This is a genomic window from Rubrivivax rivuli, assembly GCF_004016505.1.
In the GTDB taxonomy this organism is placed as follows: Bacteria; Pseudomonadota; Gammaproteobacteria; order Burkholderiales; family Burkholderiaceae_C; genus Rubrivivax; species Rubrivivax rivuli.
Genome location: NZ_SACR01000001.1, coordinates 149666 through 162163, shown reverse-complemented (window position 1 = coordinate 162163; position 12498 = coordinate 149666). Strand labels below are relative to the sequence as shown.

Sequence of the window (12498 nt, the reverse complement as noted above, 5' to 3'; positions counted from 1 at the left end):
GGGCGGCGGCCCGCGGTGGGCTTCGGCGCGCTGTCGGTCAAGGGCCGCGCGCTGCGCCACTTGGCGCAGCGCGAGCACTCGCGTGCCGAGCTGGAGCGCAAGCTCGGTCGGTTCGTGCAAGACACCGAGGACGTCACCGCAGCCGCACAAATCGCCGCTGCGCTGGACGAGCTGGCTGCCAAGGGGCTGCTGAGCGAAGTGCGCACGGCCGAGTCCGTGCTCCAGGGCCAGGGTCGCCGACATGGTGTGCGGCGCCTCAAGCAGATCTTGCAGCACAAGGGCCTCGCGCCGGCGCTGGTGGCCAGCACGCTGCAGCAGGCCCGGGCCACCGAGTACGAGCGCGCGCTGGAGGTCTGGCGGCGGCGTTTCGGCGAGCCGCCCGCCGACGCCACCGAGCGCGCGAAGCAGATGCGCTTCCTCGCCGGCCGCGGCTTCGAGGGCGATGTCATCCAGCGCGTGGTGCGCGGCGGTGGTGACGAGACCGAGGGCTGATTCCCGCGCACTTTCTTCCCGCACGATCGTGCACTTCGGGCTTCGCTGTAAGTTTTTGCTGCAGCGCCACATGCTAAATTCGCCGCCGCGCTGCCCCAGCGCCCTGCAGCGTCTGCCTCCGAAGTCCCCCCATGACCCTTCCGCAAGCGGCGGCCCAACGCCAGCTGAAGCACCGCCGTCAGATCGACGTGCAGGTGTATGCGCGTGGTGATGGCTTGTGGGAAGTGGATGCCACGCTCACCGACACCAAGACCCGCACGACGCAGCTTGGCAGCGGTCCCCGGCCCGCTGGCGTGCCCATCCACGACATGCTGCTGCGCCTGGTGGTGAACGAGAAGCTCGACATCCTCGAGGCCGGCTCCGAGACCCGCTGGATGCCTTACACGGGCCAGTGCAACGACCACGGCGACATCTACGCGCGCCTGGCTGGCCTGAACCTCATGGACCACTTCCGCCTGCGCCTGCGCGAACGCGTGGGCGGTGTGCTGGGCTGCACCCACATCACCGAGCTGGCGCAGGTGCTGCCTACCGCGGTGGTGCAGGCTTTCGCGGGCGAAGTGATCGACACCCGCGGTGACACCGAGGGCGCCAGCCGGCCCTTCCAGATCGACCGCTGTCACGCATTGCGCAGCAATGGCGCCGTGGTGGCCCGTTTCTATCCCCGCTGGGCGCAAGCCGCACCCAGCGCCTGACCCATTCCCGACGACACACCGCACGAGCGAAGAGGAGCCCTCCCGATGAAGATCCACGAATACCAGGCCAAGGAGCTGCTGCGCGCCCATGGCGTGCCGGTGCCGCGCGGTTATGCCGCCTTCACCGTGCGCGAAGCGCAGGAAGCCGCGCAGAAGCTCGGCGGCAGCGTCTGGGTGGTGAAGGCGCAGATCCACGCCGGCGGCCGCGGCAAGGGCGGTGGCGTGAAGCTGGCGCGCAGCCTGGCCGAAGTGGAAACGCTGGCCGGTCAGATCCTGGGCATGCAGCTCAAGACGCACCAGACCGGCCCTGAAGGTCAGAAGGTTCGCCGCCTCTACATCGAAGAAGGCGCCGACATCCAGAAGGAGTACTACGTCTCGCTGGTGACCGACCGTGCGACGCAGAAGGTGGCCTTCATCGCCAGCAGCGAAGGCGGCATGGACATCGAGGAAGTGGCGCACAGCACGCCCGAGAAGATCATCACCGAGTTCATCGACCCGCTGACCGGCCTGGGCGCCGAGCAGGCCAAGAAGATTGCCGACAGCATCGGTCTGCCCGCCAACAGCACGGCGCAGGCCATCGACCTGTTCCAGAAGCTCTACACCTGCTACATGGCCACCGACGCCAGCCTGGTGGAAATCAACCCGCTGAACCGCGACAGCCAGGGCAACCTGATCGCGCTGGACGCCAAGTTCAACTTCGACAGCAACGCGCTCTTCCGCCACCCCGAGATCGTGGCCTACCGCGACCTGGACGAAGAAGACCCGGCCGAGGTGGAAGCGAGCAAGTTCGACCTGGCCTACATCAGCCTGGACGGCAACATCGGTTGCCTCGTCAACGGCGCCGGCCTGGCCATGGCCACGATGGACACCATCAAGCTCTTCGGCGGCGAGCCGGCGAACTTCCTGGACGTGGGCGGTGGCGCCACGGCCGAGAAGGTCACCGAGGCCTTCAAGATCATGCTGAAGAACCCCGAGGTCAAAGGCATCCTCGTCAACATCTTCGGCGGCATCATGAAGTGCGACACCATCGCCGAGGGCGTGATCACCGCCTGCAAGGCCGTGAACCTGAGCGTGCCGCTGGTGGTGCGCATGAAGGGCACCAACGAAGACCTGGGCAAGAAGATGCTGGCCGACAGCGGCCTGCCCATCATTGCCGCCGACACGATGGCCGAAGCCGCCACCAAGATCGTCGCCGCCGTTGCCTGACCCGGAGAACAAGACATGTCCATCTTCATCAACAAAGACACCCGCGTCATCACGCAAGGCATCACCGGCAAGACCGGCCAGTTCCACACCCTGGGCTGCCAGGCCTATGCCAACGGCAAGGCTGCGTTCGTGGCTGGCGTGAACCCGAAGAAGGCCGGCGAGAAGTTCAGCGACATCCCCATCTACGCCAGCGTCAAGGAAGCCAAGAGCGAGACCGGCGCCACCGTCAGCGTGATCTACGTGCCGCCCGCCGGCGCGGCAGCTGCCATCTGGGAAGCCGTGGAAGCCGACCTCGACCTGGCCATCTGCATCACCGAAGGCATCCCCGTGCGCGACATGCTGGATGTGCGCAACAAGATGAAGGCCAAGGAAGCGGCCGGCGGCAAGAAGACGCTGCTGCTGGGCCCGAACTGCCCCGGCCTGATCACGCCTGAAGAGATCAAGATCGGCATCATGCCGGGCCACATCCACCGCAAGGGTCGCATCGGTGTCGTCAGCCGCTCGGGCACGCTCACCTATGAAGCCGTGGCGCAGCTCACCGAGATCGGCCTGGGCCAGAGCAGCGCGGTCGGCATCGGCGGCGACCCTATCAACGGCCTCAAGCACATCGACGTGATGAAGGCCTTCAACGACGACCCGGACACCGACGCCGTCATCATGATCGGCGAGATCGGCGGCCCTGACGAAGCCGACGCCGCCCGCTGGGTGAAGGCGAACATGAAGAAGCCGGTGGTGGGCTTCATCGCGGGCGTGACCGCGCCTCCCGGCAAGCGCATGGGCCACGCTGGCGCGCTGATCAGTGGCGGTGCCGACACCGCCGATGCCAAGCTCGCCATCATGGAAGAGTGCGGCTTCACCGTCACGCGCAACCCCAGCGAGATGGCGCGCCTGCTCAAGGCCTTGCTCTGATCTAGCGGGCCTCGGCGGCCCGCGCGGGCGGTCGTAATTTCCACAGTCGGCGCCCCTGGGGCGCCGACTACACTTTTGGGCCTATCCGGGCTGGGCTTTTTCGCCCGCGCCACCGTTTCCCTGCTGAAAGCGCCCACCCTCTCATGGACATGTTCACTGACCCCGCGTTCTGGATCGCCGTCGGCCAGATCATCATGATCGACATCCTGCTCGGGGGTGACAACGCCGTGGTCATTGCCCTGGCCTGCCGCAAGCTGCCGCCAGCGCAGCGCACCAAGGGCATCATCTGGGGCACCGCGGGCGCCATCGTCCTGCGCGTCATCCTGATCTTCTTCGCGCTGACGTTGCTGGCCATTCCTTTCCTCAAGCTGGTGGGCGCGGCGCTGCTGGTGTGGATCGGCGTCAAGCTGCTGGCGCCCGATGAAGAGGGCCATGGCGACATCAACGCCTCCGACAAGCTCTGGGCCGCCGTGAAGACCATCATCGTGGCCGACCTCGTGATGAGCGTGGACAACGTCATTGCCATCGCCGGCGCCGCGCAAAGCGCGGGTGAGCACCAGATGGCGCTGGTGATCTTCGGCCTGGTCGTCAGCATTCCCATCATCGTCTGGGGCAGCCAGCTCGTGATCAAGCTCATGGACCGCTTCCCGATGATCATCACCGCCGGCGGCATGCTGCTGGGATGGATTGCCGGCACGATGGCCGTCACCGACCCGGCCATCGTCGGCCACATGCCTCTGGCCAGCGAGCTGGTGGAAGGCAAGCTCCCTGAGGTCGTGGCCAGCGTGAAGTACAGCGCCGGCGTTGCGGGTGCGCTGCTCGTGCTGGCGATCGGCGTGCTGGTGAAGCGCAAGCGCGCCAGCGCTGCGGCCTGACCGCCCTCTGATGCAAGAAGGCTGGCGCCTCGGCCAGACGGTCGCCGGCTTCCGCTTGCAGCGGCTGCTGGGGCGGGGCGCCAGCGGCGAGGTCTACCTGGCCGAAGGTGCTGGCGGGCCCCCTGTGGCCCTCAAGTTGTCGACCGTGCCAACGGGCGACGCCGCAGCCGGATGGAAAGAAGGATTCGTCGCGGCTGCGCGCAACGCGCAGCGACTCGTGCATCCGGACATCGTGGCTGTGCATGGCGCCGGGATCGAAGGCCGCCTCGCGTGGCTGGCGATGGAGTTGGTGCCGGGCGACGACCTGTCCCGCTACACCAGCCACAACCGCCTGCTGCCGGAGGCGCTGGTGCTGGCCTTGGCCAGCCGCATGGCGGCGGCCGTGGCACACGCGCACCGCCACGGCGTCATGCACCGCGACCTGAAGCCAGCGAACGTGCTGGTGCATCTGCCGGGCAATGTCGTCAAGCTGGCCGACTTCGGCATCGCCCGCGCCGCCGACGCCGCGCAGACCGGCACTGGTGTCGTGATGGGCACACCGGCTTACATGGCGCCAGAGCAACTGGCAGGCAATCCGCCCACCCCTGCCACCGATCTTTACGCGCTGGGCGTGATCCTGTTCCAGCTGTTGAGTGGACGCCTGCCGCACGAAGCCAGTTCGATGGGTGAACTGCTGCGCGACGTGGCGTCCACGCCGGCCCCCGACCTGCGAACGCTGGTGCCTGGCGTCTCGGCGGCCACGGCCGAGCTGGTGGCACGGCTGCTGGCCAAACAGCCCTCTCAACGTCCGGCCTCCTGCGAGCTGCTGGTGGCCGAGCTTCAGGCGGTCATGGTGCAGCTGCCGGGGCCTGAACCCGGGCATGGGGGGGCGCAGCAGGCTCCGCGTTCCGATGCACAATCCCAGGGCACTTCACTCCGCGCGACGCCGACCTTCCCCGTGCCCATGACGATCGAACTCTTTGCTGCGGTGGACCCCGGCCGGGCGCGCAGCAACAACGAGGATTCGGTGGCCACCGACGACGGCGTCGCGCTGGCCGTGCTGGCCGATGGCATGGGCGGCTACAACGCCGGTGAGGTGGCCAGCAGCATGGCCACTTCGTTCATCCGCACCGAGCTCGGTCGCTGGCTGCGTGAGGCCAGCAAGCAGGCCAGCGATGCCGAAGTGCGCCGGGCAATGGACATCTGCGTGGACAACGCCAACCGCGCCATCTTCAACGCCTCGACTTCCAACCCGCAGTACGCGGGCATGGGCACCACGCTGGTGGTGGCTGTCTTCCGAGATGACCGCGTGCTGCTCGGCCACGTCGGCGATTCACGCTGCTACCGGCTGCGCGCAGGCAAGCTGCAGCAGGTCACGCGCGACCACTCACTGCTGCAGGAGCAACTCGACGCCGGCCTCATCACGCCCGAGCAGGCTGCCTTCTCTTCGAACAAGAACCTCGTCACGCGTGCCGTCGGCGTGGAGGATTCGGTGCTGCTGGAGACCCACCAGCACGACGTGTTGCCGGGCGATGTGTTCCTGCTGTGCTCGGACGGCCTGTCCGACATGCTGGACGACGCCGGCATTGCCCAGGTGTTGCTGGCGCACGACTCGCTGGAAACAAGGGGGAAGGCGCTGATCGACGCGGCCAATGATGCGGGGGGAAAGGATAATATCTCTGTCATCCTGGCGCGCGCTTCAGGCGGCGCGAGCGCTCCGGCGCGGTCTTGGTGGCCTTTCAGGCGCTGAGCCGCGAGCCGGTGGGCCAGGGAAGACACAGACGCCGCAGGCGCATTGAGGCAGCTGCGGTCGGCAGCGGATTGAATCGAGGGTAGGCATGGGCAAGCTGGTGGTTTCGCTCGACGGTGTGGTCATCAAGGAAGTCCAGATCACGAAGGACAAGACCACGCTCGGCCGCCGGCCCTACAACGACATCGTCATCGACAACCTCGCTGTCAGCGGCGAGCACGCCGTGTTGCAGATGGTGGGGGCCGACGTCTTCATCGAAGACCTTAACAGCACCAACGGCACCTACATCAACGGCAAGGCGATCAAGAAGCAGCTGCTCACGCACAACGACACGGTCGAGATCGGCAAGTACAAGATCAAGTTCCTGGTCGACGAGAGCGGCGAGTACGAAAAGACCATGATCATGCGGCCGGGCAGCAGCAGCGCCTCGGCCGGGCACAGCGTGCCGCCCACGCAGCCGGCGCCCACCTATGCGAGCACGCCGTCCAGCTTTGGCGGCCTGGGCACGTTGCCGCCAGCGCCGCCCCCCGTGCCCACGCAGCCGGCCTCGATCAAGGTGCTGAACGGCGCCGCCGCCGGCCGCGAGGTCTCGCTGACGAAGGTGGTCACCACCGTGGGCAAGCCGGGCGTGCAGGTGGCTTCCATCACCAAGCGCCCGAACGGTTACGCCTTCGCCCACGTCGAAGGCGCCACCCGGCCGAGCATCAACGGTGTGCCCCTGGTGGGTGACTCGGTGCCACTGCGCAATGGCGACGTGATCGAACTCGCCGGCACGCAGATGCAGTTCATCTACCGCTGAGCCAGCACAAAGGCCGCGGGCGCGCCTGCGCTCGAGGCGAGTGCTCAGCGTGACGGGCTTCACGCCGGCCTTGCACTGCCCGCGCGGACAGGCCACAAAGCTGTCACCTTGCCTTGCCGGAGATCGCCGGCCCGATCAGCATGCGGGCCTTGCCTGCAGTGCCGCGGGTCCACGCTTCACCCTTCCATGCAGATCCGCGTCCTCGGTTGCTCGGGTTCGATTGCCGCTGGCAACCGCACCACGTCCTTCCTGCTCGACGACGACGTGCTCGTCGACGCCGGTACCGGCGTGGGCGACCTCACGCTCGACGAAATGGCGCGCGTGGACCACATCCTCGTCACCCACTCGCATCTCGACCACGTGCTCGCCATCGGCCTGCTGGCCGACAGCGTGACGCGCCGGCGCCATGCGGCGCAGCGCCCGCCCGTGGTGGTTCATGCCTTGCAAGACACCATCGCCGCCCTGCGCACGCACGTGTTCAACGGCGTGATCTGGCCCGACTTCACCCGCCTGCCCGACACCGTGAACCCGGTGCTGGCCTTCCAACCGCTGGCCGTGGGCGAGGTGCTTTCGCTGGGCCGCCACCGCATCGAGGTGCTGCCGGCCAGCCACACGGTGCCGGCGGTGGGTTATGCCGTGCACGGCAGCCAAGGCGCCTGGGTGTTCACGGGCGACACCGGGCCAAACCCTGCGCTGTGGGCGCGGCTGCGCAGCCTGCCGGTGGCCGTGCTGGTCATCGAGACCGCCTTCCGGGATGACGAACATGCGCTGGCCACCATCAGCCAGCACCTGTGCCCGTCGCAACTGCAGCGCGAACTCGAGGGCTTCGAGCAGGGCGCCGAGGTCTACATCACCCACATCAAGCCTGGCGAACTGGATGCGGTGATGACCGAAGTGGGCGCTCAGGCCGGACGGCACCGCATCCAGGCGCTCACGACCGGCCAAGTGCTGTCGCTGGCTGACTGACAGGAATTGTCAACACAGGCGCTTGCGAGCGTGGCGCGGACAGGCCGGGTGACAAATCTCGTCAATGGCTGTGCGAAAACACCGCCTGCAGAGCCACCGCATCGCTGGCACGCACCCTGCATCCAAGGGGGATGTCCGTCCACCCCCCCTTCTTTGCCCCACAGGAGTTCCTGACATGAAGCGCGTCCAACAAGGTTTCACCCTGATCGAACTGATGATCGTCGTGGCGATCATCGGCATCCTGGCTGCCGTGGCCTTGCCGGCTTACCAGGACTACACCGTCAAGGCCAAGGTTTCCGAGGTCGTCCTGGCCGCGTCGACTTGCCGTACCGCCATCACCGAGACCGTGCAGACCTCGCCGTCCGCCAGCCTGCCGGGCGACAACGAGTGGGGTTGCGAGTCGGCCTCGTCGACATCGCGGTATGTCGCTTCCATCGCCACGAAGGGCACCACCGGCAAGGTGAAGGTCACGACGCAAGGCCTGCCCATTGCTGGCGACGTCATTCTCGAGCCGACGATCGCCAGCGGTCGCGTCGAGTCGTGGAAGTGCGGCACCAGCGTGAGCGACTTCAAGAAGTACCTGCCGGGTTCCTGCAAGGAAACCATGACGTTCTGAGCCCCCAGGGCTCTGGCAAAGGCAGCCCCGTGCTGCCTTTTTTGCTTTTGGCACCGGTGTGATCAAGCTCTTCGCGGTCCTGTTGCCGTTTGCGTGGCTGCTGCCCAACCACTACCCGCCCTGGCTGTCGGCGTGGCAGGACGGTTGGGCGCTGGCGATGCTCGCGTTGGGGCTGCTCTTCCTGCGAAGTCGCCCGGTGGTGCCGCTGCCTTGGCTGCTGGCCCTTGGCCTGGCGGGCAGCAGCGTGATGCTGCAACAGGGGCTGGGTCTCCTCCCCTTCTCCGGCGATGCGGTGATGGTGGCGCTCTACCTTGCCGCAACGGCAGGAGCCATCGTCTGGGGCCGTGAACTGGTGTCGGCCACGACCCAGCCGGCATGGGACGGGGTGTGCGCCTTCGCCGCGGGCATTCTGGTCGCCGCCACACTGTCGGTCGGCATCGCCCTGGTTCAATGGACCCAGGTGTTTTCGCTCGGCATCTACGGCGTCGAGATGCCTGCTCTCGGCCGCCCCTTCGGCAATCTTGCCCAGGCGAACCATCTGAGCACGGTCACCTTCCTGGGGCTGTGCGCATTGGCCGTACTGCGCGAGCAGGGGCGGTTCAGCGCTGTCGGGTTCGCGTTCGCCGGCCTTTTTCTCATCCTAGGCATGGCTGCCACGGTCTCGCGTACGGCCTGGGTCCAGTGGCTGTTGTTGCTTGCCGCGATGACGTGGGTCGCGCGCGGGAACGGGGCGCGTGGCCAGGTGCGCTGGTTGCATGTGGTCGCAGGTGGCGGCGCCTTCGCGCTGCTGACGGCCTGCTGGCCTGCCATCAACGCCGGGCTCGCGCTGGACGAAGGTCGCCCCCCTCTGGCCTCGATCGAGGGCGGCAATGGTCGGCTGCCGCTCTGGGGCGCGCTGCTGCAGGCGGTTGGCCGGTCGCCGCTCGGCGGCTATGGCTGGTTGCAGACCTCACAGGCGCAGGCTGCGGCGTCGGCAGACCTTCCCCCGCTGCACGCGCATTACGAGTACAGCCACAACCTGCTGATCGATCTGATGGTCTGGGTGGGTGTGCCCCTGGCCGTTGTGCTGATCGCGCTGATGGCCTGGGGTTTTCTGCAACTGTGGGTGAAGGCTGCGCACGAACCTGATCGTCGTGCCTTCTGGCTCTTCATGATGGTGTTGGCTTTCGGTGCGCACGCGATGCTGGAGATGCCGCACGCCTATGCCTATTTTCTGTTGCCGGTGGGCGTGGCCATCGGTGCAGTGCATGCCCTGGGCAGAGCGCCCGCCCGGTTGATGAAGTTCCAGGCCGTCTGGGCCTCGCTCGTCTTGGGCGCATTGGGCCTGCTGGGTGTCATCGCCGGCGACTACCTGAGCGCCGAGCAGAGCCACCGCCTGCTGCGCTTGGAGTCGGCCAAGATCGGCGATCGGACGTCCAGCAGCACCGCGCCTGAGTTGCGAGTCTTGGATCAACTCGAATCCTTCCTTCTCTTCGCGCGGACGCCGCCGAGCCCGGCGATGACCGGAGCTCAGATGGAGTTGATGCGCCGGGTCTCCGACCGCTACGCCTACCCTTCGGTGATGTACCGGTACGCCTTGGCCGCGGGGCTCAACGGGCAACCGGACAGCGCCGAAAGGATGCTGCGGGCCCTTTGCAGCATGCACACGCCCCGGCGTTGCGACGAGGCCCGGGAAGCGTGGCAGGCCGCACAACTGCGTTACCCTGCGCTCGCGTCGATACGGTTCCCCGGGCCTTGACCTGAGCGAGGCTGCGGCGCCGCTGGCCAGCCTTGGCTCGCCATCACTGAAACAAGAGGGTTGTCCTTGCTTACCGAGAAGCTCGATCACCGATTCGTGATCACCGCTGGAGCGGCCGCTGCCATCCTCCCCGCCCTGCTCGCCTACAACGTCAGCCCCTCCCCCACCTACCTCAACCAGGCCCTGGCCTTCCTGCTGTGGGCAGGTTTCGTGGCCGTCAGTGCCCCTGCGCGGCCGGGCCGGGGGCCTTGGGCGGTGTGGGCTGTACTGGCCGTGTTGGCCGGTGCGGCACTGTGGTCCTGGGGCCCGGGCTCGCTGCCGTCCAGCCTGGCGATGTCGGCGCTGGCCACGCTTTTCGCGGCCGCGGTGGTGCTGGCCGGCGGTGCAGGCGCGCGGGCCCGGCCCGAGGGCGTGGCGCTGTTCACCGCCTTCGCCTGGGCCTGGGTCGCCGCCGGTGTGTTCAACATCGCCATCGCGCTGGTGCAGGTCTTCGCCCCCGGCGTGCCCGATGGTGAATGGCTTGCCGCCTCGGGAATCCCCGGCCGCGCGGTGGGCAACCTGCGCCAGCCCAACCACCTCAGCAGCCTGCTGCTGTGGCACTGCATCGCCGTGGTTGCGCTGTTCGAGTTGGGCCGCCTGCGCCGCGTGTGGGCAGGCGTGCTGCTGGCGCTGGGCGTCTTCGCGGTGGTGCTCACGGCCTCGCGCACGGGCCTGGTCAGCGTATTGCTGCTGGCCTGCTGGGGCCTTCTGGACAGGCGCCTCTCGCGCACGGCCCGCGTGCTGCTGCTGGCGGCGCCGCTGGTCTACGCGCTGTCGTGGCTGGGCATGGCGCAATGGGCGGCGCTCACGCAGCACACCTTCGGCGGTGCGCAGCGCCTGGCCGAGGCCGACGTGGGCGGCTCGCGCGTGGCCATCTGGCGCGACACGCTGACGATGATCGCCCAGCAGCCCTGGGCGGGCGTGGGCTTCGGCGAGTTCAACCTCGCCTGGACCCTGACCCCGCTGCCGCAGCGCCCCCTGGCCTTCTTCGACCACACGCACAACCTGCCGTTGCAGTTGGCGGTGGAACTGGGCCTGCCATTGGCGGTGCTGGTGACGGGCCTGTTGCTGTGGGCGTTGTGGGCCGCCGGCCGGGCCGCATGGCGCGCAAGCGGCGATGCTGGCACTGCGCAGCGCGCCGCCGTGCTGATGGTGGTGATGATCGGCCTGCACAGCCTGCTGGAGTATCCGCTCTGGTACAGCTACTTCCTGCTGCCGGCGGCCTGGGCCTGGGGCTACGCGCTGCAGCCTGCTGCCAAGCCTGTATCGGCATCGCTATCTGGGCCTGCATCGGCTGCCGCGGTGGTGGCGCAGCGGTTGGCGCCACCTTCGCGCGCGCTGGCTGCTGCGGCTGCGCTGGTGGCTGCCGGGGCCGTGTTCTCCGTGGTCGACTACCTGCGCGTGGCCGCAATCTTCAGCGCTTCGGCCGGCAGCAAGCCCCTGGCCGTGCGCGTGGCCGAAGGGCAGCAGAGCGTCTTCTTCGCCCACCACGCCGACTACGCCGCCGTCACCGCCGGCCTGCCGGTGCCCGATCCCGAGCGCGCCTTCGCACGGGCCGTTCACTTCCTGCTGGATGCGCGCCTCATGATGGCCTGGGCCGACTCGCTGGCCAAACGCGGCAAGCTCGACGAAGCCAGCCACATTGCCGAACGCCTGCGCGAGTTCCGCAGAACCGACGCCGAGGAATTCTTCGCCGTGTGCGAAACCGCAGCCTCGGCGCCTGCCGCGCCGATGCCGGCGGCCTCCACCTTCGCCTGCCGCCCGCCGACCCGGGCGCTGGGCTGGCGCGCCTTCACCGCAGCCGATTGACGGCGAAGGGCGCGGCCCTCAGACCGCCGCCACCCACTCGCCGCTCTTGCCGCCGCGCTTTTCCAGCACGCGGATGTTGGTCATCACCATGCCGCGGTCGGCGGCCTTGCACATGTCGTACACGGTGAGCAGGCCCACCTGCACGGCCGTCAGCGCTTCCATCTCCACGCCGGTGCGCCCCAGCGTTTCCACTTGGGCCCTGCAGTGCACGGTGCTCGTGGCGCGGTCGAGTTCGAAGTCCACCGCCACGCGGGTGATGGGCAGCGGGTGGCACAGCGGGATCAGCTCGGCCGTGCGCTTGGCGCCCTGGATGGCGGCGATGCGCGCAATGCCGATGACGTCGCCCTTCTTGGCCTGGCCGCTGGCGATGAGTTCGAAAGTGGCCGGCTGCATGCGGATGCTGCCGGCGGCACGCGCCACGCGGTGGGTCTCGGCCTTGGCGGCCACGTCCACCATGTGGGCCTGGCCCTGGGCGTCGAAATGCGTCAGCGGGCCGGCGGTGTTGGCATCGTTCGTGGGGGCACTCATGGCAGCAGGGTCGGCAGGCGGCTTCACGTTCAGCAACAGGGCGGTGTCATGATAGCCAGAGGGAACGCTGCGCCCCTCGCGCGGCTCCAAGGCCCTCCCG

At 68.0% G+C, this 12498-nt stretch carries 12 protein-coding genes and 1 pseudogene; 12 read left to right on the top strand and 1 reads right to left on the bottom strand.

The window, feature by feature from the left end; translation table 11 throughout:
- Nucleotides 1–15: 15 nt before the first annotated feature.
- From recX to EOE66_RS00630, 12 genes and pseudogenes are all read left to right on the top strand, one after another.
- Nucleotides 16–492, top strand: a complete 477-nt coding sequence (gene recX / locus EOE66_RS00685) for a recombination regulator RecX (protein ID WP_128226777.1) — start codon at nt 16–18, stop codon at nt 490–492.
- A gap of 131 nt (nt 493–623) precedes the next feature.
- Nucleotides 624–1184: a DUF2889 domain-containing protein gene (locus tag EOE66_RS00680; RefSeq protein ID WP_128226776.1), complete on the top strand. Its 561-nt coding sequence runs from the start codon at nt 624–626 to the stop codon at nt 1182–1184.
- Between the two features lie 45 nt (nt 1185–1229).
- Entirely contained in the window at nt 1230–2390 is a 1161-nt protein-coding gene (gene sucC, locus EOE66_RS00675; RefSeq protein ID WP_128226775.1) for an ADP-forming succinate--CoA ligase subunit beta, read from the top strand.
- A 15-nt stretch (nt 2391–2405) separates the two neighbouring features.
- Complete coding sequence (gene sucD / locus EOE66_RS00670; RefSeq protein ID WP_054139862.1) at nt 2406–3299, top strand: succinate--CoA ligase subunit alpha; 894 nt, start codon at nt 2406–2408, stop codon at nt 3297–3299.
- A 143-nt stretch (nt 3300–3442) separates the two neighbouring features.
- A complete protein-coding gene (locus EOE66_RS00665) occupies nt 3443–4174 on the top strand; it encodes a TerC family protein (protein WP_128226774.1) in 732 nt (243 codons plus the stop codon).
- A 10-nt stretch (nt 4175–4184) separates the two neighbouring features.
- Nucleotides 4185–4970: pseudogene (locus tag EOE66_RS00660) on the top strand (serine/threonine-protein kinase); the annotation flags it as partial.
- Nucleotides 4971–5117: 147 nt separating this feature from the next.
- Entirely contained in the window at nt 5118–5903 is a 786-nt protein-coding gene (locus tag EOE66_RS00655) for a Stp1/IreP family PP2C-type Ser/Thr phosphatase (protein ID WP_128227454.1), read from the top strand.
- 88 nt (nt 5904–5991) lie between these two features.
- Nucleotides 5992–6702 carry an FHA domain-containing protein gene (locus EOE66_RS00650; RefSeq protein WP_128226773.1) on the top strand — a complete coding sequence of 237 codons (711 nt, stop codon included), beginning with the start codon at nt 5992–5994 and terminating at the stop codon, nt 6700–6702.
- 186 nt (nt 6703–6888) lie between these two features.
- The gene (locus EOE66_RS00645; protein WP_128226772.1) at nt 6889–7668 is read left to right on the top strand and encodes an MBL fold metallo-hydrolase; all 780 of its coding nucleotides are present in this window, start codon (nt 6889–6891) and stop codon (nt 7666–7668) included.
- 175 nt (nt 7669–7843) lie between these two features.
- Nucleotides 7844–8284 (top strand): pilin, encoded by a 441-nt coding sequence (locus tag EOE66_RS00640; protein WP_128226771.1) that lies wholly within the window; start codon nt 7844–7846, stop codon nt 8282–8284.
- A 58-nt stretch (nt 8285–8342) separates the two neighbouring features.
- A complete protein-coding gene (locus EOE66_RS00635; protein ID WP_128226770.1) occupies nt 8343–10022 on the top strand; it encodes a PglL family O-oligosaccharyltransferase in 1680 nt (559 codons plus the stop codon).
- Nucleotides 10023–10088: 66 nt separating this feature from the next.
- Nucleotides 10089–11870 carry a PglL family O-oligosaccharyltransferase gene (locus EOE66_RS00630; RefSeq protein ID WP_128226769.1) on the top strand — a complete coding sequence of 594 codons (1782 nt, stop codon included), beginning with the start codon at nt 10089–10091 and terminating at the stop codon, nt 11868–11870.
- Between the two features lie 18 nt (nt 11871–11888).
- Here EOE66_RS00630 and moaC read toward each other — a convergent pair whose 3' ends face one another.
- Nucleotides 11889–12398: a cyclic pyranopterin monophosphate synthase MoaC gene (moaC, locus tag EOE66_RS00625; protein ID WP_128226768.1), complete on the bottom strand. Its 510-nt coding sequence runs from the start codon at nt 12396–12398 to the stop codon at nt 11889–11891.
- Nucleotides 12399–12498 lie beyond the last annotated feature (100 nt).